22 protein-coding genes and 2 pseudogenes are annotated in these 21,301 nt (G+C 68.3%); 13 read left to right on the top strand and 11 right to left on the bottom strand.

The genetic code is table 11. The annotated features are described in order from the left end of the window. The first annotated feature begins 43 nt into the window (after positions 1-43). The gene (locus AU188_RS13110) at positions 44-523 is read left to right on the top strand and encodes a gamma-glutamylcyclotransferase family protein (protein WP_059099452.1); all 480 of its coding nucleotides are present in this window, start codon (positions 44-46) and stop codon (positions 521-523) included. Positions 524-589: 66 nt separating this feature from the next. Here AU188_RS13110 and AU188_RS13105 read toward each other — a convergent pair whose 3' ends face one another. The 3 genes from AU188_RS13105 to AU188_RS13095 form a co-directional block, all read right to left on the bottom strand. Then, positions 590-1,405: a type IV toxin-antitoxin system AbiEi family antitoxin gene (locus tag AU188_RS13105; RefSeq protein ID WP_502687611.1), complete on the bottom strand. Its 816-nt coding sequence runs from the start codon at positions 1,403-1,405 to the stop codon at positions 590-592. Positions 1,406-1,630: 225 nt separating this feature from the next. Beyond that, on the bottom strand, positions 1,631-2,803 hold the full coding sequence (locus AU188_RS13100; RefSeq protein WP_059164144.1) for an amidohydrolase: 1,173 nt from the start codon (positions 2,801-2,803) through the stop codon (positions 1,631-1,633). Beyond that, a complete protein-coding gene (locus tag AU188_RS13095; RefSeq protein WP_059164143.1) occupies positions 2,800-3,981 on the bottom strand; it encodes a M20 family metallopeptidase in 1,182 nt (393 codons plus the stop codon). The genes AU188_RS13100 and AU188_RS13095 overlap by 4 nt, the downstream gene beginning before the upstream one ends. Before the next feature lie 56 nt (positions 3,982-4,037). On the opposite strand from AU188_RS13095, the gene AU188_RS13090 reads away from it, so the two are divergent. Beyond that, entirely contained in the window at positions 4,038-4,832 is a 795-nt protein-coding gene (locus AU188_RS13090; protein WP_059164142.1) for a purine-nucleoside phosphorylase, read from the top strand. Between the two features lie 53 nt (positions 4,833-4,885). Beyond that, positions 4,886-6,514 (top strand): phospho-sugar mutase, encoded by a 1,629-nt coding sequence (locus AU188_RS13085; RefSeq protein ID WP_059164141.1) that lies wholly within the window; start codon positions 4,886-4,888, stop codon positions 6,512-6,514. Here AU188_RS13085 and upp read toward each other — a convergent pair. Beyond that, entirely contained in the window at positions 6,511-7,134 is a 624-nt protein-coding gene (upp, locus tag AU188_RS13080) for a uracil phosphoribosyltransferase (protein ID WP_059164140.1), read from the bottom strand. The genes AU188_RS13085 and upp overlap by 4 nt on opposite strands. A 49-nt stretch (positions 7,135-7,183) precedes the next feature. Between upp and AU188_RS13075 the strand changes: the two genes are divergently transcribed. Both AU188_RS13075 and AU188_RS13070 read left to right on the top strand, forming a co-directional pair. Next, entirely contained in the window at positions 7,184-7,474 is a 291-nt protein-coding gene (locus AU188_RS13075; RefSeq protein ID WP_059164139.1) for a type VII secretion target, read from the top strand. 2 nt (positions 7,475-7,476) lie between these two features. Then, complete coding sequence (locus tag AU188_RS13070) at positions 7,477-8,619, top strand: C40 family peptidase (RefSeq protein ID WP_059164138.1); 1,143 nt, start codon at positions 7,477-7,479, stop codon at positions 8,617-8,619. Here AU188_RS13070 and AU188_RS13065 read toward each other — a convergent pair. Next, on the bottom strand, positions 8,592-9,182 hold the full coding sequence (locus tag AU188_RS13065; protein ID WP_156426672.1) for a TetR/AcrR family transcriptional regulator: 591 nt from the start codon (positions 9,180-9,182) through the stop codon (positions 8,592-8,594). The genes AU188_RS13070 and AU188_RS13065 overlap by 28 nt on opposite strands. 74 nt (positions 9,183-9,256) lie before the next feature. Here AU188_RS13065 and AU188_RS13060 point away from each other — a divergent pair, with 74 nt between their 5' ends. Beyond that, on the top strand, positions 9,257-9,988 hold the full coding sequence (locus AU188_RS13060; RefSeq protein ID WP_059164136.1) for a hypothetical protein: 732 nt from the start codon (positions 9,257-9,259) through the stop codon (positions 9,986-9,988). 55 nt (positions 9,989-10,043) lie between these two features. Continuing rightward, on the top strand, positions 10,044-11,309 hold the full coding sequence (satS, locus tag AU188_RS13055; protein ID WP_059164135.1) for a protein export chaperone SatS: 1,266 nt from the start codon (positions 10,044-10,046) through the stop codon (positions 11,307-11,309). A 2-nt stretch (positions 11,310-11,311) separates the two neighbouring features. On the opposite strand, the pseudogene AU188_RS13050 reads toward satS, so the two are convergent. Continuing rightward, positions 11,312-11,658: pseudogene (locus tag AU188_RS13050) on the bottom strand (VOC family protein). Between the two features lie 75 nt (positions 11,659-11,733). Here AU188_RS13050 and AU188_RS13045 point away from each other — a divergent pair. Beyond that, a complete protein-coding gene (locus tag AU188_RS13045; RefSeq protein WP_082686622.1) occupies positions 11,734-12,408 on the top strand; it encodes a cutinase family protein in 675 nt (224 codons plus the stop codon). An 89-nt stretch (positions 12,409-12,497) separates the two neighbouring features. Here the strand turns inward: AU188_RS13045 and AU188_RS13040 are convergent, their stop codons facing one another. From AU188_RS13040 to AU188_RS13030, 3 genes are all read right to left on the bottom strand, one after another. Next, on the bottom strand, positions 12,498-13,586 hold the full coding sequence (locus tag AU188_RS13040) for an adenosine deaminase (protein WP_059164134.1): 1,089 nt from the start codon (positions 13,584-13,586) through the stop codon (positions 12,498-12,500). Positions 13,587-13,598: 12 nt separating this feature from the next. Further along, positions 13,599-14,903: a thymidine phosphorylase gene (locus tag AU188_RS13035; protein WP_059164154.1), complete on the bottom strand. Its 1,305-nt coding sequence runs from the start codon at positions 14,901-14,903 to the stop codon at positions 13,599-13,601. A gap of 84 nt (positions 14,904-14,987) precedes the next feature. After that, positions 14,988-15,398, bottom strand: coding sequence for a cytidine deaminase (locus AU188_RS13030; RefSeq protein ID WP_059164133.1), 411 nt, complete (start codon positions 15,396-15,398; stop codon positions 14,988-14,990). 240 nt (positions 15,399-15,638) lie between these two features. Between AU188_RS13030 and sdhC the strand changes: the two genes are divergently transcribed. The 4 genes from sdhC to AU188_RS13010 all read left to right on the top strand — a co-directional run bounded on the left by sdhC (position 15,639) and on the right by AU188_RS13010 (position 19,130). Continuing rightward, the gene (sdhC, locus tag AU188_RS13025) at positions 15,639-16,079 is read left to right on the top strand and encodes a succinate dehydrogenase, cytochrome b556 subunit (RefSeq protein WP_082686621.1); all 441 of its coding nucleotides are present in this window, start codon (positions 15,639-15,641) and stop codon (positions 16,077-16,079) included. Positions 16,080-16,162: 83 nt separating this feature from the next. Further along, positions 16,163-16,582, top strand: coding sequence for a succinate dehydrogenase hydrophobic membrane anchor subunit (locus AU188_RS13020; protein ID WP_059164153.1), 420 nt, complete (start codon positions 16,163-16,165; stop codon positions 16,580-16,582). Positions 16,583-16,596: 14 nt separating this feature from the next. Next, positions 16,597-18,351, top strand: coding sequence for a succinate dehydrogenase flavoprotein subunit (gene sdhA / locus AU188_RS13015; protein WP_059164131.1), 1,755 nt, complete (start codon positions 16,597-16,599; stop codon positions 18,349-18,351). Continuing rightward, a complete protein-coding gene (locus tag AU188_RS13010) occupies positions 18,351-19,130 on the top strand; it encodes a succinate dehydrogenase iron-sulfur subunit (RefSeq protein WP_059164130.1) in 780 nt (259 codons plus the stop codon). Before sdhA ends, AU188_RS13010 begins: the two co-directional genes overlap by 1 nt. Positions 19,131-19,138: 8 nt before the next feature. Here AU188_RS13010 and AU188_RS13005 read toward each other — a convergent pair whose 3' ends face one another. Beyond that, the gene (locus AU188_RS13005; protein ID WP_059164129.1) at positions 19,139-19,540 is read right to left on the bottom strand and encodes a hypothetical protein; all 402 of its coding nucleotides are present in this window, start codon (positions 19,538-19,540) and stop codon (positions 19,139-19,141) included. A gap of 223 nt (positions 19,541-19,763) precedes the next feature. Here AU188_RS13005 and AU188_RS13000 point away from each other — a divergent pair. Continuing rightward, a pseudogene (locus tag AU188_RS13000) lies at positions 19,764-20,381 on the top strand (carboxymuconolactone decarboxylase family protein); the annotation flags it as partial. Here AU188_RS13000 and AU188_RS12995 read toward each other — a convergent pair. After that, entirely contained in the window at positions 20,311-21,258 is a 948-nt protein-coding gene (locus tag AU188_RS12995; RefSeq protein WP_059164127.1) for a sigma-70 family RNA polymerase sigma factor, read from the bottom strand. The pseudogene AU188_RS13000 and the gene AU188_RS12995 sit on opposite strands and share 71 nt — an antisense overlap. Positions 21,259-21,301 lie beyond the last annotated feature (43 nt).

Here is a 21,301-nt window from a genome sequence, read left to right as displayed (position 1 = left end):
GTTGATCGCGCAGCCTGTGCGCGAACCCAGCTAGTCTTTCCTGGTGCCGCTCTATGCCGCGTACGGATCGAACATGGATCCGGAGCAGATGTTGCAGCGCGCGCCCCATTCCCCGATGGCAGGGACGGGGTGGCTGCACGGCTGGCGTTTGACCTTCGGCGGGGAGGATATCGGCTGGGAGGGCGCGCTCGCCACGGTCGTCGAGGATCCGACGTCGAAGGTGTTCGTCGTGCTCTACGACGTGACCAAGGAGGACGAGGAGAACCTCGACCGCTGGGAAGGCTCGGAACTGGGTTTTCACAAGAAGATCCGCTGCCGGGTGCACCGCATCTCGTCGGACACCAGTTTCGAGCCGGTGCTGGCGTGGCTGTACGTGGTCGACGCGTGGGAGGGCGGTCTGCCGTCGGCACGCTATCTCGGTGTGGTGGCCGACGCCGCCGAAGTCGCAGGCGCCCCAGCGGATTACGTGCACAACCTACGAACTCGCCCGGCGCGCAACATCGGCCCGGGCACCAGCGGCTGACTCTTTTCCGCGAATGACCGCGTCTGTACGCCGACACGCCGTAATTCGCGCGCATTTCGCGGTCGCTCACGCCGCGCGAGCGCGACGCAATTGCTTGTCGATGCGAGCAACGAACTCCCGCGACCGGTACCGAACATCCTCGAAGACGATCGCAATGACCACCCACCTGACGTCGAGGAGTGCAGCTGTTCGGCGACGGTCGCGCCGTAGCGCCTCGGCGCTGCTGTGCCAATCGACACCGTCGTACTCGACGGCCACCCGCTGAGCGGGCCAGGCGAAATCGACACGACGAAGCTGCCCATTTCCGTCGATGAGCTCGTACTGCAGCTCGGGGATCGGCAGGCCGCCGTCGATCATCGCGAGCCGCGCTTCGCTCTCCATCGGCGATTCCGAGCGGGCGTCGGCCAACGCGATCAGGTCGCGAACGGTGACGATGCCGCGCCGGCCGGCCTGCTCGACGGCCGCGCGCCACAGCTCGGTCCGATTCACTGAACCGCTGCGCAACGCGGCATCCAACGTGGCCAAGGCCCTCGGTCGACGCTGCGAACGGGCCACCTCGACCGCCGTCCACGCCGCCGCGGTGACCGGTCTGCCGTCGACGACGGTCATCGGCGCACCCTCGCGTCGGTGGACTTTCATGCCGTCGGTCGATCGCAATCGTGAACCCGGCGGGCTGAGCACATGAAGATCGGCGGGCTCTTCGATATCGAAGCCATGGATCGCCGCTGCGGTGTGCAGACACGCGGCCACCGGAGTGCCACAGCGAAAATCGAGCCCGCGCAGCCGCATCGCGTCATCCGGTTCGCCAATGCAGTAGACGCCCGGCCAAAGTCGTTGCAAGGGACCCGATTCGAGTGCTGAGTCGAAGCCGCGTCTCGTCATGTGTTGCAGGATCTGGGCACTCGTGGCGAGCCCGCCCTGCGCATCGAAAAGTTCTGTCAATTCTCGGTTCACAGCGCTGATCGTCAGCGACGAGCGGCCGCGCCGGTAGGCCGTGTGACCAAGCTGTGGATGAAGGTCAAATTGTGGACGATCAACTCCCGCGAGTGACCGCCGAGTGCCCGCTGGAACCGGCGTGTCTGCGTACAAACACGGTCGCTCGCGCGATTAGTACTGGGCGGCCTGGTCGATGATGTTGACCAGCACCCGCACCCCCACCGCCAAGGCGCGCTCGTCGAGGTCGAACGTCGGCTGGTGCAAATCCAACTGGGGTCCGCGGCCCGTCCACACGCCCAGGCGCGCCATCGCACCGGGCACTTCCTCCAGATACCACGAGAAGTCCTCGCCGCCACCGGACTGCCGGGTGTCGGCCAGCACGTCGGGTCCGATCGCCTCGATCGCGTGGGTCAGGATGCGCGTCGAGATCTCCTCGTTGACCACGGGTGGCACCCCGCGTCGGTACTGCAGGCTGTATTCGATACCGAGTGGCGCGAGTAACGACGAAACAGACTCGCGCACAATGGATTCCAGCATCTCCCAGGTGTCGCGGCTGGCGGTGCGGATGGTCCCGGCCAGGGTGCCGGTCTGCGGGATCGCGTTGGCGGCGACGCCCGCGTTGACCGCGCCCCACACCATCACGGTGCTGTTGCGGGGGTCGATGCGGCGCGACAACACCCCGGGCACGCCCGTGATCAGGGTGCCCAGCCCGTAGACCAGGTCACCGGTGAGGTGCGGTCGCGAGGTGTGACCGCCCGGCGAGTGCAACGTCACCTCGAGCTGATCGGCGGCCGACGTGATCGGTCCGGCCCGCATCGCGACCTTGCCCACGGCCAGCCGCGGATCGCAGTGCAGCGCGAAGATCCGTGACACCCCGGTCAATGCGCCCGCGGCGATCGCGTCGATCGCACCGCCGGGCATCAGCTCCTCGGCGGCCTGGAAGATCAACCGCACGCCGACCGGGAGTTCGGGCACCGACGCCAGCGCCAGCGCGGCGCCCAGCAGGATCGCGGTGTGCGCATCGTGCCCGCAGGCGTGCGAGACGTTCGGCACCAGCGACGCGTACGGCGCGCCGGTGCGGTCGGCCATCGGCAACGCATCCATGTCCGCCCGCAGGGCGATCTTCGGCCCGTGCTCGGGACCGAAGTCGCACGTCAAGCCCGTGCCGCCGGGCAGTACCTTCGGGTTCAGGCCCGCGTCGGCCAGCCGGGATGCGACGAATTGCGTGGTGGCGAACTCCTGGCGGCCCAGCTCGGGGTGCATGTGAATGTGGCGGCGCCACTCGACGAGGTCGTCGTAGTGGGCCGAGAGCCACCGCGCGGCGGCGTGGGGCAGCACGCTCATGACGCCCGCCTCGCCTGTGACTCCATCACCCGGTCGCGCTCGTGCGGCGTTTCGGCCAACCGCACGGCGGTGCGGGCCAGCATGATCGCGCCCTCGATGACCGCCTTGTCCGCGCTGGGCCCGGCTGCGGCCGTCGCGAACGCCGGCTGATGCACCGACGCGCCGCCTGCATCGATGCCGACGATCGGATGGATCCCGGGCATCACCTGGGTGACGTTGCCCATGTCGGTGCTGCCCAGCGGCAGCGCGGCCTCGACGTCGGCGGGCACCGGGTCGCGGCCCAGCCGCTGCATCTCGGCGCGGAACGTCTCCGCCAGCCAGGTGTCCGGGGTCAGCTCGAGGTAGCTGGGTTCGGTTTCGGTGACCTCGTGGCTGCATCCGGTCGCCACAGCGCCGGCCAGGAAGCAGTCCGCCATGCGCTGTTCGAGTTCACGCAGCGAGGCGGCGTCATTGGCCCGCATCGTGAACTGCATCTCGGCGCGCGCGGGGATGACGTTGGTGGCCTGTCCGCCGTCGGTGACGATGCCGTGCGCCATCTGACCGGGCGCCATCTGTTGGCGCAGCAGCCCGATCGCCACCTGCGCGACGGTGATCGCGTCGACCGCGTTCAGGCCGAGGTACGGCGCGACCGCGGCGTGCGCTTCCCTGCCCTCGTACCGGATGGCGACCTGCGAGAGCGCCAGTGAGCGCGCCCGGGCGATGTCGAGTGGGCCGGGGTGCAGCATCACCGACGCAGCGATGTCGTCGAACGCGCCGGCGTTCAGCATCAACACCTTTCCGCCGCCGGCCTCCTCGGCCGGGGTGCCGAGCAGCACGACCGTCAGCCCCAGCTGGTCGGCCACCTCCGCCAGTGCCAGCGCGGTGCCGACCGCGGAGGCGGCAATGATGTTGTGCCCGCAGGCGTGCCCGATGCCCGGCAGCGCGTCGTACTCGGCGCACACCCCGATGACGAGCGGCCCGCTGCCGTAGACGGCGCGGAACGCGGTCTGCAACCCGCCGGGTGCCGGCGCGACGGCGAACCCGTACTCGGCCACCAGCGCCTGCGTCTTGGCGCAGCTGCGGTGTTCGGCGAACGCGAGTTCGGGTTCGGCGTGGATGGAGTGCGACAGCTCGACCAGATCACCACGGCGTCGGTTGACGGCGTCTTCGACGGCGTCCGACGCGGTGAGTGCTGGCATCTTGGCAGTATCTCACTGCGGCCGCGCGCCGGAACCGACAGATAAGCTCGCGCACTGTGACCGATGCGCAGGCCTTGACTGCCGAATCGGCGGCCGCGATCGGCGAGCGCACCGGCGTCGACCGCCACGACGTCGCGGTCGTCCTCGGTTCGGGCTGGGCACCGGCCGTCGAACCGCTGGGCGACCCGGTGGCGGTGGTCCCGGTCGCCGAGCTGCCCGGGTTCACACCACCGGCCGCCGAGGGACACGGCGGCCAGTTGTTGTCGACGCGGATCGCCGACCACCGGGTGTTGGTGTTCGTGGGCCGTATCCACCCCTACGAGGGCCACGACCTGCGCCACGTCGTGCATCCGGTGCGCGCCGCCTGCGCGAGCGGCGTGCACACTGTGGTGTTGACCAACGCCGCCGGAGGCCTGCGTGAGGAGTTCGCGGTGGGCCAACCGGTGCTGATCAGCGACCACCTCAACCTGACGGGCCGCTCCCCGCTGGTGGGGCCGCGGTTCGTCGACATGGTCGAGGCGTACTCGCCGCGACTGCGCGGCATCGCCCGCGAGATCGACCCTGCGCTGGCCGACGGCGTCTACGCCGGGCTGGCGGGACCGCAGTACGAGACACCCGCGGAGATCCGGATGCTGCGCACGCTCGGCGCGGACCTGGTCGGCATGTCGACCGTGCACGAGACCATCGCCGCCCGCGAAGCCGGCGCGCAGGTGCTCGGCGTGTCGCTGGTGACCAACCTCGCCGCGGGGATGACGGGCCGGCCGCTGAACCACGAGGAGGTGCTGGAGGCGGGCCGCCGGTCGGCGACGCGAATGGGCGCGCTGCTCGCCGCGGTCATCGCCCGGCTCTGACGGCGACGCGCGTCGCTGGAATATGCCGACAGGAAAGTGGGCACACTAGCGCCATGACTGCGTCGCCGGCGACAAGTACCGCGCAGGAGTGGATCTCTCACGATCCCGATCCCCAGACCGCCGCCGAGCTCTCGGAGTGTTCCCAAGAAGAACTCGAACGGCGATTCGCACATCCACTGACGTTCGGCACCGCAGGTTTGCGCGGACCGCTGCGCGGTGGCCCCAGCGGCATGAACCTGGCCGTCGTACTGCGCGCCAGTTGGGCGGTCGCCAAGGTGCTCAAGGACCGGGGCCTGGCCGGCCAGGACGTCATCGTGGGCCGCGACGCCCGGCACGGATCCGACGAGTTCGCCCTGGCCGCCGCCGAAGTCCTTGCTGCGCATGGGTTTCGCGTCACGCTCTTCTTCACCGCCGTGCCCACGCCGATCGTCGCTTTCGCCGTGCGGCACCGGCCGGCCGCCGCGGGCATTCAGATCACCGCCTCGCACAATCCGCCGTCCGACAACGGCTTCAAGGTGTTCTTCGGTGGCGGCTTCCCGATCCTCGCGCCGACCGACCGCGAGATCGAGCAGGCCATGGCCGAGGCGCCGCACGCCGACGAGATTCCGCGGCAGGCGGTCACGCCGGGCGGCGTCGACGAAGTGCAGCGCTACGTCGAACGCGCTGCGAACGTCCGGCACACCCGCGGTTCGGTGCGGGTGGCGTTCACTCCGCTGCACGGCGTCGGCGGGGAGTTCGCCCTCGACGCGTTCGTGCGCGCCGGCTTCTCCGACGTGCATGTCGTGGAAGACCAGTTCGCGCCCGACGCCGACTTCCCCACCGTGACGTCGGCCAACCCGGAGGAACCCGAGGCCGTCGAAGCGGTGCTGAAACTGGCCGCCGACGTCGACGCCGAGGTCGCGATCGCGCTGGATCCCGACGCCGACCGGTGCGCGGTCGGCGTTCCGACATCGGACGGTTGGCGCATGCTCTCGGGCGACGAAACCGGTTGGCTGCTGGGCGATTACATCTTGTCGCAGATCGAGCCCGGAGCGGTGACCGAATCCACGGTGGTGGCCAGCTCACTGGTGTCGTCGCGCATGCTGGCGGCGATCGCGCGGGAGCAGGGGGCGCGTCACGTCGAAACGCCCACCGGCTTCAAGTGGCTGTCGCGGGCGGACGTCGACCTGCCCGGCTGCACGTTGGTGTACGCATACGAGGAGGCGATCGGCCACTGCGTCGATCCGTCCGCGGTGCGCGACAAGGACGGCATCAGCGCGGCGGTGTTGGTCTGCGATCTGATCGCGGCGCTGCGCGACCGAGGGCACACACTGCTCGACGCGCTCGACGACCTGGCCCGCCGCCACGGCGTGCACACCACGACGGCGGTCTCGCGGCCCGTCGAGGACGCACAGGAGGCGAACGCGGTGATGACACGCCTGCGTGAGACGCCACCCGACCGCCTCGGCGGATACGAGGTGACCGTCACCGATCTGGAACCCGATGACGGTACCGACGCGCTGATCCTGACCGGCGGTGGCGATGACATCGCGGTGCGGGTGGTGGTGCGCCCCTCGGGTACCGAGCCAAAAGTCAAGTCCTACATCGAGGTACGCAGCAGCGACGTCGCCGATCTGGCGGCAGCGCGGGAGCGGGCCGAGCGGGTGCAGGACGAGTTGGCCGGCCTCTGCTCGCGGTTCTAGCGCGGGCCGAACTGGCGGTCCCCCGCGTCGCCGAGGCCAGGCACGATGTAGGCGATGTCGTTGAGGCATTCGTCGATCGTCGCGGTGACGAGCCGGACGTTCGGTGCCACCTTCTCCAGCGCGGCCAGGCCCTCCGGAGCGACGACGACGCAGATCGCCGTGATGTCGACGGCGTTGCGCGAATGCAGCAACTCGACGGTGTGCAGCATCGAACCGCCGGTCGCCAGCATCGGGTCGAGCACGATCACCGGTTGGGTGCTCAGGTCGTCGGGCAGCGACTCCAGATACGGCGTCGGTTGATGGGTTTGCTCGTTGCGGGCGACGCCGACGAAGCCGACGCGCGCCTCGGGGATCAGCACGTGCGCCTGGTCGACCATGCCCAGACCGGCCCGCAGCACAGGGACGAGCAACGGCGGGTTGGCCAGTCGGCAGCCGGTGGTCTCGGCCAGCGGGGTGCGCACCCGGATGGTCTCGACGGCGGCGTCCCGGGTCGCCTCGTACACCAGCATCAGCGTGAGGTCTCGCAAGGCCGCCCGGAAGACGGCGTTGTCGGTTCTGGCGTCGCGCAACGTGGTCAGTCGTGCGCCCGCGAGCGGGTGGTCGACGACGCGCACATCCATTGCCCGACCTTAACGGGAACCGAGGTCCGTCGCGCCGCGTCCTAACGACATGCACGCCGATACAGACGCCATCCACAACCTGGCCGCGGCGACCTCCGCGCACGCCGACGAATTCGCCGCCATCGCTTCGAAACTGGCAGCCGTGCCCACGTCGGCGGCGCTCTTCGGTCCGGTCGGGAAGCCGTTCCTCGCGGCGCTGGCCGAAGCCGTCGCACACCAGGCCCGCGAAGTCGCTGCGTTGCAGGACCGGGCATCGGCGACCGGTGACGCCGCATACCGGACGGCGCTCGCCTACGACGACGCCGACGATCGCGCGGGCGCACGGGTCAGCGGCGTCTGACGATGCCGAGCGCGTTGGTGGCCGCGCTGACGGCGCCGCTCAGGGAACTTCAGTCGCTGGTCGGCCCCGGCTCGGGCGCCGAGTTGGCGACCGCTCTTCACGAGGTGCGCAACGCGCTGCAGGAGGTCTCGGCGTCGACCAGCCAGGCCTGGCGTCAGGCGGCCCCGCACTGGACCGGCCCCGGGGCCGACGCGGCCGGGCGCGTCGTCACAGCGACCGCCGCGCAGACCGAAGAACTCGCGCGACGGATCGGGCACCTCGGCGAGTCGGCGGATGCCGCGGACGCGGCGGTGGCGCGCGCTCATCAGCGCCTACGCGACATCGTGGGTGCGTTCGAGGCCCGAGCGGCCGCACTCGAGCCGTACCTCGACTCGCCCGGCGTGACCGAGGAGCTGATGGCCGAGGCACGGCGGTCGCTCGCCGAGGCTGTCGCGGTGGTCGACGAGTTGCGCGCCGAGCTCGACGGGCACGCCGCCGGGATCGCCGCGGGCGCGACGGCTCCTGCCGCGACGGCCCCGGCCGGCGCCGGAACCACACCGTCAAGCTTCGGTGCGCCCATGAGTCCGCTGGGAAGTGCAGGCGGGCTCGGTACCAGCGCGGGTGGGCTCGGTACCAGCGCCGGTGGGCTCGGAACCAGCGCCGGCGGGTTCGGTTCCAGCGCAGGCGGGCTCGGCTCTTTGGTGCGCGACATCGCCGAACTCTCCCGCCCCGAAGCTCCTGTCCCGACGCCGGATGCCGCGACCTTCGGAGACGGCGTAGCGGTGCGCCTGCCCGACGGCAGCTCGGCGACGGCGCCGAACGCGGTGGCGGCGAGCGCTGTTCGGCACGCCCTGACGCAGTTGGGAGTGCCGTACGACTGGGGCGGCACCACGCCGGGTGTCGGCCTCGATTGCAGCGGCCTCACCCAGTGGGCGTATTCGGAAGCGGGACTGAGCCTTCCGCGGCTCGCGCAGGAGCAGGACATCGGCGCCCCCGTCGCCGCGGGCGATCTACGGCCGGGCGACCTCGCTGTGTGGGACGGTCATGTCGCGATGATCGTCGGGAACGGCCAGATGATCGAGGCCGGCGATCCCGTTCAACTTTCGTCGATTCGGACCAGCAACGCGGGACAGGGTTTTCAGGGGTTCTGGCGGCCGACGGCGTAGGCGGCGAGGGTGTTGTGCACCGATAGGTCGAGCAGCGCACTGTCCAGCGGGCGGTCGAGTAGCAGCCGACGGAGATATGCCGGCCCCACGAGGAACTCAATCAACTCGTCTGGGTCGGTGCCGACTGGAAGCTCGCCGCGGTCGATGGCTCGTTCGACGATGCGGGAAGACCCCAGGAACCGACTGCGCCAGAAAGCCTTACGTGCATCGACGGCACCGGGGTCGCGACTGTCGAGCGCTGCGGCCACCCGAAGAATCCGCTCGACCTCCGGGCGTCGAAGCAAGTTGAGTATCTGACCCAACAGTGTCCGTAAGTCGCCCTCGAGCGTGCCCGTGTCGGGAATCGGATTGTCGGTGCGCGCGAGGTGGCCGAGCGCCGCAGCAGCAAGGTCGTGCGTCGTGGGCCAGCGCCGATAGATCGTGGTTTCCGCGACGTCCGCCAAGCGTGCGACATCGCGCACCTTGAGTCCGTCGTAACCGTCGACAAGTAGGCGCTCCACCGCCGCTTCGAGAACCTTCACACGGACGCGCTCCGAGCGGCCCCCAGGCCGTCGGGTGACCATCGCCACCTCCTTTGACGTACGGCTATGGTCAGCGTAACGTCTTTAACGCAAATTATCTAGCGTTAGGGATCGGCATGTCGGCTGCGGAAATCGTCACCGAGATCAACGGCAGGAACGTCACCCGAGGTGAAGTACTTGCCTGGGAGGACCGTCGCATCACCGCAGTGGCGAGAAAGCTCGGTGTACGCGTACCGCGCAGTGACGTCGCAGAACGGCGCGAAGCGTTGTTGCGGGCGAAGCGTGCCCTCGGTGCCGAGAAGATCACCACCCGACTCAATCGCGAGATGCGAATCGCCGACGTCGCCGCCCGACTGGAAGCCCGCCTGAGTTCTCGGCGTCGGATCAGCAGCATCGACATATACGTCCGTGTCGGCTCCGCCGAGACCTTTGTCAACGCGTTCGAACATTGGACGCAGACCTCTGACGAGCTGGCGATGCTTCGAGCGTGCCCAGACCACTTCCTCATCCGCTCCGGTGCCGACGGTCGCCAACGAGTGCTGGAAACCACCGGCGGCAGTCCGTTTGCGGCGCTGTTCTTGATCGACTACGACGACGTCTCATCGTTGGTCACACCCGCCGATACGCGTTTCCCGCATCAGATTGCGGGCGTCGCACGGGCGTCCGACGGGTTCGCGATCGGTGGCGTGCGCCATCAGTTCCGTGGCGCCGCGGATGGATTCCACGCTCGACTGACTGTCGAGTTCCCGCTGCCGACTCTGGGGCGAATGGTGGCCGGACACCGGTGGCACCTTGCGTGCGAGTTCTCCAACTGGATCGAAGCGGCTCTTGGGCAGCCCACGGGGTAGGCGGGATGGCCGTGCGCCAGCTTGACCACCGCTCTCGATCGTTAGGCTGTGCGCCATGGCTGCTGACATCGTGCCGATCCGGCTCGGCTTGACCAAGGGCGACCTGTACACGTTATGGGCTCCACGCTGGCGCGATGGCGCCGACGAGTGGGAGGCCTTCCTCGGCAAGGACGAGGATCTGTATGGGCTCGAGACGGTCGCCGACCTGGTCGCATTCGTCAGGACCGACAAGGACAACGACCTCGTCGACCACCCCGCATGGGACAAGGTCACCGAGGCCAATGCGCACCGGCTCGATCCGGCCGAGGAACACCAGTACGACGTCGTCGGCGTACCGGACATCGTCTCCGAGAAGGCCACCGAAGAGTCGGTGCGGCGACTGCACCGGACGCTGGCGGTCGTCTCGGCGCTCGGCTCGGTGTGCGAGCTGCCGGCGGTCGCGAAGTTCTTCAACGGCAACCCGGTGCTGGGCACCCTCGGTGGCGGAATCGACACGTTCTCCGGACGCCGGGGACGCAAACAGTGGGCCGCAATCGAGGCCGTGATAGCGAGAGCTTGGGACAACGTCGTCGACGCGCTCGACGAAGTGATCACCACACCGGACGTCGATGCGGACGCCGTGAAGAAGGCCGAGGCGGAGTTGGCCGAGCCGGCACCCGAACCGGAAGAAGAGCTGATCGACGAGGTCGACGACAGCGAGGGCGCCGAGGACGAGGGCGCGGAGGAACCCGACGCGCTGTCCGTCCAGGCTCAGAGCCAGGTGCTGGGCAGCGACGAGGACTTCTGGCTCAAGGTCGGCATCGACCCGGTGCGGTTGATGACGAGCGCAGGCACCTACTACACACTCCGCTGCTATCTGGAGGACCGGCCCGTCTTCCTCGGCCGCAACGGCCGCATCAGCGTTTTCGGCTCAGAGCGGGCGCTGGCGCGCTACCTGGCCGACGAGCACGACCACGACCTGTCCGGGCTGGCCACCTATGACGACATCCGGACGGCCGCCACCGACGGCTCGCTGCAGATCGACATCACCGACGACAACGTCTATGTGCTCACCGGCATCGTCGACGACCTCGCCGAGGGACCCGATGCCCTGGACCGCGACCAGTTGGAGCTCGCGGTCGAACTGCTCAGGGACGTCGGCGACTACTCGGAGGACTCGACGGTCGACCAGGCACTCGACGCCGATCAGCCGCTGGGCCGACTCATCGCCCACATTCTGGAGCCCGACAAGGTGCGCGCCCCGAGCCCGCCGTACGCCAAGGCCGTCGAGCAGTGGGAGGCGTTGGAGGCGTTCGTCGAGTCCCGGCTTCGCCCCGAATAGCGTTACAGCTCAGTTGCTTTCGGGTGGCGGGGCTCATACAGACCAAGCTCACCGCCGCCGGGCAGTGCGATGGTGGTCAGCAGACCCCAGCCCTGGTCGATGACCGGTCCGCAGGCGATCCCCTTGTCGGACAGTCGCTCAACGGTGGCTGTGACGTCGTCGCACATCAAATACAGCTCGTGCGACCCGGCACCCTCGGCCGGATGAACGGCGACCTCGGCCGGCGGCAGCTTGAAGATCAACCAGCCCCCGCCGGCGTCGACGTCGGGTACTCGAGCACGTCGCGGAAGAAGGCCCGGTCTGCTTCGGCGTCGCGGCTGTAAACGATGACGTGGGCTCCAGTGATCATGTGGTCACCGTACGACGCGCTCTGGCTCGTTGGAGTCGGTCGTTTGCTGATAGGGCGCCCGGGTAACCCCGTCGCATGATCCGCAAGTCATGGCTGCTCACTGCTACCGCCGCGACGGCCGTCTCGGCGCTGACGAGTGCGCCGCCCGCTTCCGCGGCGCCGTGCCCCGACGCTGAGGTGGTGTTCGCCCGTGCCACCACCGAAGCACCCGGTGTCGGCGAAGTGGGTCACGCGTTCGTCGACGCCCTGAGGTCACAAGCGGCGGGACGGTCCGTCGGCGTGTACGCGGTCAACTACCCGGCCAGCGAGGACTTCCAGCAGTCCGCCTCGGCCGGAGCCGCCGATGCCAATGCCCATGTCCGATCGATGGCCGCCAACTGCCCGGACACCGAGCTGGTGCTCGGCGGCTACTCGCAAGGCGCGCTCGTGGTGGACCTGCTCACCGCTGTTCCCGTATCGATCGCCGGGTTCGTGCCGGCGCCCCTGCCGCCCGAGGCGGCTGACAACGTCGCGGCTGTCGCGGTCCTCGGCAACCCGGCGGCCAGGTACGTCGGACTGCCCCTGACCGCGGTGAGCCCCCAGTACGGTTCGAGGACCATCGATCTGTGCGCCCAGGGCGATCCGATCTGTTCGCCGGGCGGGGGCACCTCCACGCCGTCGCGCGAGGAGATGTTCTCGCCGGCGCACCTGTCCTACGTGTCGTCGGGCCTGGCGGCTCAAGCCGCCGCCTTCGCGGCCGCCCGCCTGTAGTGCCTCTCGGCGCGCGCGACCGACCGGAAAATGTCATCCGGCATGGGCGTGTCGGTGTGCAAACACGGTCACTCGCGCGGAAAGGGGACTCAGCCGATGAGCACGGCGTAGCGCGGCTTGATCACGTCGTCGATGATCGACAGGCGCTCGTCGAACGAAATGAACGCCGACTTCATCGCGTTGATGGTGAACCGCTGCAGATCGCTCCAGCCGTAACCGAAGGTCTCCACCAGCCGCAGCATCTCCTGGCTCATTGTGGTGTCGCTCATCAGCCGGTTGTCGGTGTTGACCGTGACGCGAAACCGCAGCCGCGCCAGCAGATCGAACGGATGCTCGCCGATGCTGGCGACCGCGCCCGTCTGCACGTTCGACGACGGGCACAGCTCGAACGGAACCCGCTTGTCCCGCAACAGTGCCGCGAGCCGGCCCAGTTGGGCGGTGCCGTCGGGCGCGACGGTGATGTCGTCGACGATCCGCACGCCGTGGCCGAGACGGTCGGCGCCGCAGAACGCGATAGCCTCGTGGATCGACGGCAGCCCGAACGCCTCGCCGGCGTGGATCGTGAAGCGCGCATTGTTGTTTCGCATGTACTCGAACGCGTCCAGGTGCCGTGTCGGCGGGTAGCCGGCTTCCGCGCCCGCGATGTCGAAGCCGACGACACCCTTGTCGCGGAACCGGATCGCCAGTTCGGCGATCTCGAGTGAGCGTGCCGCGTGCCGCATCGCCGTCACCAGGCACCGCACGGTGATGCCGCGGCCCTCGGCGCTGGCCGCCTTCTCACCGTCGGCGAACCCGGCCATCACCGCGTCGACCACCGCGTCCAACGACAGGCCCGCGTCGATGTGCAGTTCCGGCGCGAACCGGATCTCTGCGTAGACGACGTTGTCGGCGGCGAGGTCCTCGACGCACTCGTAGGCCACCCGGTGCAGGGCCTCGGGCGTCTGCATGACGCCGACGGTGTGCGCGAACGGCTCCAAGTAGCGCACCAGCGACCCGCTGTGCGCAGCGGTGCGGAAGAACGTCGCGAGTTCGTCGACGTCGGACGCGGGCAGGTCGTCGTAACCCGTCGCCTCGGCCAGCTCCAGGACGGTGGCCGGACGCAAGCCGCCGTCCAGGTGGTCATGCAGCAGCGCCTTGGGCGCTTGCCTGATCGAGTCCAGCGTCAGCGGCGTCGTCATGTCGCTCTCCGGTCAGTCTCCGCTCGTGATTCGGTCGATGATCAATGGGCGCGCCGGCGGTGCGGTATCGGCGACGGTCCAGGCACCGTCCAGTTCGGCGATCGCCGCCTCGAAGCGTTCGGGCGTCTCGGTGCTCAAGGTGAATACCGCCTGACCTGCGCTGACGGGCTCTCCGGGACGCCGGTGAATGAGCAATCCGGCGCCAGGTTGCACCCGCTCGCCGAGAACCGAGCGGCCCGCACCGAGTCGCCACACCGCCATACCCACCGCCATCGCGTCGATGTCCCCCATCGTGCCATCGCGAGGTGCCGTGATGGTTTCGACAGAGGTACGGAGCGGCAACGGCTGGCTCAGATCACCCCCCTGCGCGGCGACCAAGTCGCGGAATTTGTCCATCGCCGACCCGTCCTGAAGGGTCTGGGCCGGGTCCACGCCGTCGATACCCGCGGCGTCGAGCATCTCGGCGGCCAGCGCCAAGGTCAGCTCCACGACGTCGTTCGGCCCGCCGCCGGCAAGCACCTCCAGCGATTCGGCCACCTCCACGGCGTTGCCGACGGCGCGGCCCAGCGGCGTCGACATGTCGGTCAGCAGCGCCCTGGTGGCCAGGCCGTGTGACGTTCCCAGCTCGACCATCGTGCGGGCCAGCTCCCGCGCTTCCTTCTCGGTCTTGAGGAAGGCACCCGAACCGACCTTGGTGTCCAGCACCAGCGCCCGGGTGCCCTCGGCGATCTTCTTGCTCATCACCGAACTGGCGATGAGCGGCAAGGAGTCGACCGTGCTGGTGATGTCGCGCAGCGCATAGAGTTTGCGGTCCGCGGGCGCCAACTCCCCCGCCGCAAAGATCGCCGCACCGATGTCGCAAAGCTGTTGACGAATTTGGTGTTTGGAGATCTCGGCGGTGAACCCGGGGATGGCCTCGAGCTTGTCGAGCGTGCCGCCGGTGTGGCCGAGTCCGCGGCCGGAGGCCTGGGGCACCGCCCCGCCGCAGGCCATCACCACCGGCACCAGCGGGATCGTGATCTTGTCTCCGACTCCACCGGTTGAGTGCTTGTCCACCAACGCGAGTGGCTTGCCACCGCGGCGAAGGTCGGTGAAGTCCAACCGTTCGCCGGAGTTCACCATGGCCGCAGTCCAACGGGCGATCTCGGCCGTGGTCATTCCGCGCAAGAAGATCGCCATCAGCAACGCCGACATCTGCTCATCGCCCACCCGGCCATGGGTGTACGCGTCAATGACCCAGTCGATCGCCGCATCCGGGAGCGTCCCGCCGTCACGCTTCACGCGGATCACCGTCGGCGCGTCAAATGTGAACTGCATCACGGTGTTTCCCTTCTCCACCCGCTGTGGGATCAAGGCACGCACTCCGGCCGGATTTCGTGCCGGTAACCCACGTTCGGCGATTCAAGTCCCCAGGCCACGCCGGGCCAGATCCTGCGGCCCGAACGCGTCGGGCAGTAGGTCGCTCAGCGTGCGCGGACCCTGCGGATGGTCGATGAGCATTTCCGGCCCGCCGTGCTCGAGCAGCACCTGGCGGCACCGCCCGCACGGCATCAGCACCTGGCCCGCCGCGTCGACGCACGACAGCGCGACAAGCCGTCCGCCGCCGCTGGAATGTAGGTGGCAGACCACTGCGCACTCGGCACAGAGACCTAGGCCATATGAGACATTTTCCACATTGCAGCCGGCCACCACGCGGCCGTCGTCGACCAACGCCGCCGCACCGACCGAGAAGCCCGAATAGGGCGCATAAGCGGTTTGTGCGGCTCCAATTGCTTTGTGCCGCAGCATCTTCCAGTCGATTTCCGTTGTCATGTTACCCCCGCCGGGCCGATCCTGAATGCATTCCGAAGTCCCGCGCGCGGAGCCGCTTTCAGCATAGGTAACCCTAACTTCGGCGCTTTTCAGGACATCGACGGCTAAACCGTAGTTCGTTTAGCAGTACAACTGGGTTTAGAGTCGCCCCGAGGTTTGGGTGAAGTGCGCGAACCGGTCCAAGTCGCCGCCCGGTGCAGCTCGAAAGCCCAAACGTCCACAGAAGGCGTTGGAGGCCAGATGAGTACTCAAACTTCCGGGCTGGCGCCCGGGGGCCCGGCGGTGCCGGCTCCGCGATCGCGACCGCCGCGCAGGCGCACCCTCTACCGCGGCGATCCCGCGATGTGGTCCTGGGTCCTTCACCGCATCACGGGCGCGACGATCTTCTTCTTTCTGTTCGTCCACGTGCTCGACACCGCGCTGGTGCGCGTGAGCCCGCAGGCCTACAACGAGGTCATCGAGACCTACAAGACCCCGCTGATCGGGTTGATGGAGATCGGCCTCGTCGTCGCGGTGCTCTATCACGCCCTCAACGGGATCCGGGTCATCCTGATCGACTTCTGGCAGTACGGTGCGCGCTACCAGCGGGTGATGCTGTGGATCGTCATCGGCGTCTTCCTGGCCATCTTCATTCCGTCGCTCGGTGTGATCGGGATGCACATGGCGGAGCGGTTCCTGTGAGCGCGCCGACGGGCGGGGCCGCGGAGAAGGCGGCGAAGAAGGCCTGGACTCCGCATCACCGCGAGGGACGCATCGCGCCGGTGATGGAGAAGGAGCACGACCGGCCGGCCGGCCTGGACCATCCGCGGGCGCCGCGGCGGCCGCGCGGCATCCCGTACTTCGAGAAGTACGCGTGGCTGTTCATGCGTTTTTCGGGTGTCGCCCTTGTCTTTCTCGCGCTCGGCCACCTGTTCGTGATGCTGATGTGGGAGGACGGGGTCTACCGCATCGACTTCAACTATGTCGCCGAGCGCTGGGCCTCGCCGTTCTGGCAGATCTGGGACATGGCGCTGCTGTGGCTGGCCCAACTGCACGGCGCCAACGGCCTGCGCACCATCATCGGCGACTACGCGCGCAAGAACACCACGAAGTTCTGGCTGAACTCGCTGCTGCTGCTGGCCACGGGGTTCACCCTGGTGCTGGGCAGCTACGTGTTGGTCACCTTCGACGCGAACATCTCATGAGGGCGAGTCTGTAAATGATTGTTGAACATCGCTACGACGTCGTGATCGTCGGCGCGGGCGGGGCCGGTATGCGCGCCGCGGTCGAGGCCGGCCCGCGAGCCCGCACGGCAGTGCTGACCAAGCTGTACCCGACGCGCAGCCATACCGGCGCGGCGCAGGGCGGCATGTGCGCGGCGCTGGCCAACGTCGAGGAGGACAACTGGGAGTGGCACACGTTCGACACCGTCAAGGGTGGCGACTACCTCGCCGACCAGGATGCGGTCGAGATCATGTGCCGCGAGGCCATCGACGCGGTGCTCGACCTCGAGAAGATGGGGATGCCGTTCAACCGGACCCCCGAGGGCCGCATCGACCAGCGCAGGTTCGGCGGGCACACCCGCGACCACGGCAAGGCTCCGGTGCGCCGGGCCTGTTACGCCGCCGACCGCACCGGCCACATGATCCTGCAGACGCTGTACCAGAACTGCGTCAAACACGACGTCGAGTTCTTCAACGAGTTCTACGCGCTGGACATCGCGATGACCGAGACTCAGGGCGGGCCCGTGGCCACCGGCGTCATCGCCTACGAGTTGGCCACTGGCGACATCCACATCTTCCACGCCAAGGCGATCGTGTTCGCCACCGGTGGGTCGGGCCGGATGTACAAGACCACCTCCAACGCCCACACGCTCACCGGTGACGGCCTGGGCATCGTGTTCCGCAAGGGACTTCCGTTGGAGGACATGGAGTTTCATCAGTTCCATCCAACCGGCCTGGCGGGCCTGGGCATTCTGATCTCCGAGGCGGTGCGCGGCGAGGGCGGGCGGCTCTTGAATGCCGACGGCGAGCGGTTCATGGAGCGCTACGCGCCGACGATCGTCGACCTCGCCCCCCGCGACATCGTCGCCCGGTCGATGGTGCTCGAGGTGCTCGAGGGCCGCGGCGCGGGTCCGAACAAGGACTACGTCTACATCGACGTGCGCCACCTCGGCGAGGACCTGCTCGAGGCGAAACTGCCCGACATCACCGAGTTCGCCCGCACCTACCTGGGCGTCGACCCGGTGAAGGAACTGGTGCCGGTGTATCCGACGTGCCACTACGTCATGGGCGGCATCCCGACGACGGTCAACGGCCAGGTGTTGCGCGACAACACGACGATCATCCCGGGCCTGTACGCCGCGGGTGAATGCGCGTGCGTGTCCGTGCACGGCGCCAACCGGCTGGGCACCAACTCGCTGCTGGACATCAACGTGTTCGGCCGTCGTGCGGGTATCGCCGCGGCCAACTACGCGTTGGGACACGATCACGTCGACCTGCCGGACAACCCGGCGGGCATGGTGGTCGACTGGGTCGGCGACATCCTGAGCGAGCACGGAAACGAACGCGTCGCCGACATCCGCGGTGCACTGCAGCAGTCGATGGACAACAACGCCGCGGTGTTCCGCACCGAGGAAACACTCAAGCAGGCGCTGACCGACATCCATGCGCTCAAGGAGCGGTACGGGCGGATCACGGTGCAGGACAAGGGCAAGCGGTACAACAGCGATCTGCTCGAGGCGATCGAGTTGGGCTTCCTGCTGGAACTCGCCGAGGTCACCGTCGTCGGAGCGCTGAACCGCAAGGAGTCCCGCGGCGGGCATGCTCGCGAGGACTACCCCAACCGCGACGACACCAACTACATGCGCCACACCATGGCGTACAAGCAGGGCACGGACCTGCTGTCCGACATCCGGTTGGACTACAAGCCGGTGGTGCAGACCCGGTATGAGCCGATGGAACGGAAGTACTGATGACTATCGCACCTGACGTCGAAAAGACCGAAGCGCCTTTGCCGCCCGTGCCGGAGGGCGCGGTGATGGTGACGCTGAAGATCGCGCGATTCAACCCCGAGGACCCGGACACGGCCGGCTGGCAGAGCTTCCGGGTGCCCTGCCTGCCGACCGACCGGCTGCTCAACCTGCTGCACTACGTCAAGTGGTATCTGGACGGCACGTTGACGTTCCGCCGGTCGTGCGCGCACGGCGTGTGCGGTTCGGACGCGATGCGGATCAACGGCGTCAACCGGCTGGCGTGCAAGGTGCTGATGCGCGACATGCTGCCGAAGAATCCGAAGAAGCAACTGACGATCACGATCGAGCCGATCCGCGGACTGCCCGTGGAAAAGGACCTCGTGGTCGACATGGAGCCGTTCTTCGACGCCTACCGCGCGATCAAGCCCTACCTGATCACCAGCGGCAACCCGCCGACCCGCGAACGCATCCAGAGCCAGACCGACCGCGCCCGCTACGACGACACCACCAAGTGCATCCTGTGCGCGTGCTGCACCACGAGTTGCCCGATCTACTGGAGCGAGGGCAGCTACTTCGGACCCGCCGCGATCGTCAACGCACACCGGTTCATCTTCGACAGCCGCGACGAGGCCGCCGCCGAGCGACTCGACATCCTCAACGAGGTCGACGGCGTGTGGCGCTGCCGCACCACGTTCAACTGCACCGAGTCGTGTCCGCGCGGCATCCAGGTCACCCAGGCGATCCAGGAGGTCAAGCGGGCGCTGATGTTCGCGCGCTAGGGATTTCGCTAGACGACGATCACCGGGATGAAGACTCCGAAGAGCCAGAAGCCGAAGGCCTTGAAGCCCGGATCCCAGACGGGGTGCACGCGGTAGCCCCAGTAGTCGATCCACTGCGGCGGATGCCCGCGCCATTGCACGGCGGGCGGACGGCCCCAGCCCCACGGCGGGCGGTCGTCGTTGCGCCACTTGTTGACCTTCCACCACTTGTCCCAGTCGTGGTCGTTCCACCGGTTCCACTTCCAGTCACGGTCGTACTGCCAGTCGTCGACCCACTCGTCGTGGTCGCGCGGCCCCCAGTCGGGGTCAGCGTTGGCCGTCACGGCGCCGGTTCCCAGCGCAGCACCACCGAGCACGACGGCGACGGCGCCGTGGGCAGTGGCATTCTTGAGGACTTTCTTGAGGTTCATGTGTGACTCCTCGTCTCCCCGACATGAGCAGGAAAATGAGAGGGACAACCCCGACCGTCCGCCAAGTCTGATGTCGCCGCCGCGGCGGCTCCGAGTCCGGCCTGGACAGACTTGATCGATCTCACTGAGTTATCGGGCCATGGCCTGCCCGGCGTTACGTCGGCGGCGAGCACGCTCGCCGAGACTGTTGTCACACATCCGGCGGCTGTCTCGTCGTATGGGTATGACCGAGAAAGCACAGAAAAGCCGCATCGAACCCCTACCCCCGCAGCGCGCCTCGCTGCTCACCAAGGTCTTCTACCGCGTCGCCAGGCGCCGATTCGGCGAGGTGCCGGAGCCGTTCGCGGTGGCCGCGCATCACCCGCGCCTGATGATCGCCAACGTCGTCCACGAAGGCATGCTGGGCTCGGCGTCGAAGAAGCTGCCCAAGAGCGTGCGCGAGCTGGCGGTGTTCTGGACCGCCCGCACGGTCGGCTGCTCGTGGTGCGTCGACTTCGGCTCGATGCTGCAACGCCTCGACGGCCTGGACGTCGACCGGCTCAACCACATCGACGACTACGCCACTTCCCCGCTGTTCTCCGACGACGAGCGCGCCGCGATCGCCTACGCCGACGCGATGACGACCGACCCGCACACCATCACCGACGAGCAGGTCGACGACCTCAGGCGGCGGTTCGGCGACGACGGCGTCATCGAGCTGACCTACCAAATCGGCGTGGAGAACATGCGGGCGCGGATGTACTCCGCGCTGGGCATCACCGAGCAGGGCTTCAATTCGGGTGACGCATGCCGGGTTCCATGGGCTTCCGACGAGCGCTCGGGCGAAGCGGCGAGCCGGTGAACTTGTCGGGGTTGGCGATATCCCAGATCGCGCACACCTTGCCGTCACGCACCGTCATCGCCGTGACGCGCGGCATCACTTCCGGATAGCCGTCGCTGGCCGGAGAGCCGGCGAGGTAACTGCCCAGCTGTCCGTTGATGTTCGCCAGTTGGCTCGACGACAGGAACCCGGGTCCGTAGCGACGGGCCAGGCCCAGTAGGAACCGGGCCACCTTGTCCGGGCCGTGGATGACGCGTGCCGCGGTCGGCGCCCGACGGTTCGAGTCGCCGGTGAACGTGACGTCCGGATGCAGCAGTTGCACAACGGCTTCCATGTCGCCGGCGGCCAGCGCAGCCAGCAGCGCACCGGCCACCTGGTTGTGCGCGTCGTCGGGTACGGGGGGCGGCGCATCCGCCACGGCGCGCCGTGCGCGCGACGCCAGTTGTCGCGCCGCCGCCTCGTTGACGCCCAGAACCCCGGCGATCTCACCGAACGGCACCGCGAAGCCGTCGTGCAGCACGAATGCCACCCGCTGGTCCGGGGTGAGCCGCTCGAGCACCACCATCGCGGCGAACCGGGCATCCTCGCCGGCGACCACCGCCGCCAACGGGTCGTCGCCGTCGAGCGCAGTGACCACGGGCTCCGGAAGCCACTCGCCCACATACGTTTCGCGCCGGTGAGCCGCCGATCGCAACCGGTCCAGACCGAGCCGGCTGACGACGGTGGTGAGCCACGCCCGTAGGTCTCTGATCGACTCCTGTTCGGCGGCGCTCCAGCGCAGCCAGGCGTCCTGGACGATGTCCTCGGCGTCGGCCACCGTGCCCGTGAGCCGGTAGGCGACGGACAGCAGATGCGGCCGCAGTTCCTCGAACTCGTCGACCCGCGCGCTGGCGGTCATGGGACCACGATATGCGTATCCCCCGCCGCGGCGGCATCGGGTG

The sequence above is a fragment of the Mycobacterium sp. IS-3022 genome (assembly GCF_001500065.1).
Classification (GTDB): Bacteria; Actinomycetota; Actinomycetes; order Mycobacteriales; family Mycobacteriaceae; genus Mycobacterium.
The sequence above is the reverse complement of the archived record's forward strand: the minus strand, read 5'-3'. Positions and strand labels throughout refer to the sequence as shown.

Bases quoted from the DNA above. Each gene is read 5' to 3' on its own strand.
- AU188_RS13105 (WP_502687611.1), bottom strand. From the start codon at position 1,405: ATGACGAGACGCGGCTTCGACTCAGCACTCGAATCGGGTCCCTTGCAA.
- AU188_RS13100 (WP_059164144.1), bottom strand. From the start codon at position 2,803: ATGAGCGTGCTGCCCCACGCCGCCGCGCGGTGGCTCTCGGCCCACTAC.
- AU188_RS13095 (WP_059164143.1), bottom strand. From the start codon at position 3,981: ATGCCAGCACTCACCGCGTCGGACGCCGTCGAAGACGCCGTCAACCGA.
- AU188_RS13085 (WP_059164141.1), top strand. From the start codon at position 4,886: ATGACTGCGTCGCCGGCGACAAGTACCGCGCAGGAGTGGATCTCTCAC.
- upp (WP_059164140.1), bottom strand. From the start codon at position 7,134: ATGGATGTGCGCGTCGTCGACCACCCGCTCGCGGGCGCACGACTGACC.
- AU188_RS13075 (WP_059164139.1), top strand. From the start codon at position 7,184: ATGCACGCCGATACAGACGCCATCCACAACCTGGCCGCGGCGACCTCC.
- AU188_RS13070 (WP_059164138.1), top strand. From the start codon at position 7,477: ATGCCGAGCGCGTTGGTGGCCGCGCTGACGGCGCCGCTCAGGGAACTT.
- AU188_RS13065 (WP_156426672.1), bottom strand. From the start codon at position 9,182: ATGGTCACCCGACGGCCTGGGGGCCGCTCGGAGCGCGTCCGTGTGAAG.
- AU188_RS13060 (WP_059164136.1), top strand. From the start codon at position 9,257: ATGTCGGCTGCGGAAATCGTCACCGAGATCAACGGCAGGAACGTCACC.
- satS (WP_059164135.1), top strand. From the start codon at position 10,044: ATGGCTGCTGACATCGTGCCGATCCGGCTCGGCTTGACCAAGGGCGAC.
- AU188_RS13045 (WP_082686622.1), top strand. From the start codon at position 11,734: ATGATCCGCAAGTCATGGCTGCTCACTGCTACCGCCGCGACGGCCGTC.
- AU188_RS13040 (WP_059164134.1), bottom strand. From the start codon at position 13,586: ATGACGACGCCGCTGACGCTGGACTCGATCAGGCAAGCGCCCAAGGCG.
- AU188_RS13035 (WP_059164154.1), bottom strand. From the start codon at position 14,903: ATGCAGTTCACATTTGACGCGCCGACGGTGATCCGCGTGAAGCGTGAC.
- AU188_RS13030 (WP_059164133.1), bottom strand. From the start codon at position 15,398: ATGACAACGGAAATCGACTGGAAGATGCTGCGGCACAAAGCAATTGGA.
- sdhC (WP_082686621.1), top strand. From the start codon at position 15,639: ATGAGTACTCAAACTTCCGGGCTGGCGCCCGGGGGCCCGGCGGTGCCG.
- AU188_RS13020 (WP_059164153.1), top strand. From the start codon at position 16,163: ATGGAGAAGGAGCACGACCGGCCGGCCGGCCTGGACCATCCGCGGGCG.
- sdhA (WP_059164131.1), top strand. From the start codon at position 16,597: ATGATTGTTGAACATCGCTACGACGTCGTGATCGTCGGCGCGGGCGGG.
- AU188_RS13010 (WP_059164130.1), top strand. From the start codon at position 18,351: ATGACTATCGCACCTGACGTCGAAAAGACCGAAGCGCCTTTGCCGCCC.
- AU188_RS13005 (WP_059164129.1), bottom strand. From the start codon at position 19,540: ATGAACCTCAAGAAAGTCCTCAAGAATGCCACTGCCCACGGCGCCGTC.
- AU188_RS12995 (WP_059164127.1), bottom strand. From the start codon at position 21,258: ATGACCGCCAGCGCGCGGGTCGACGAGTTCGAGGAACTGCGGCCGCAT.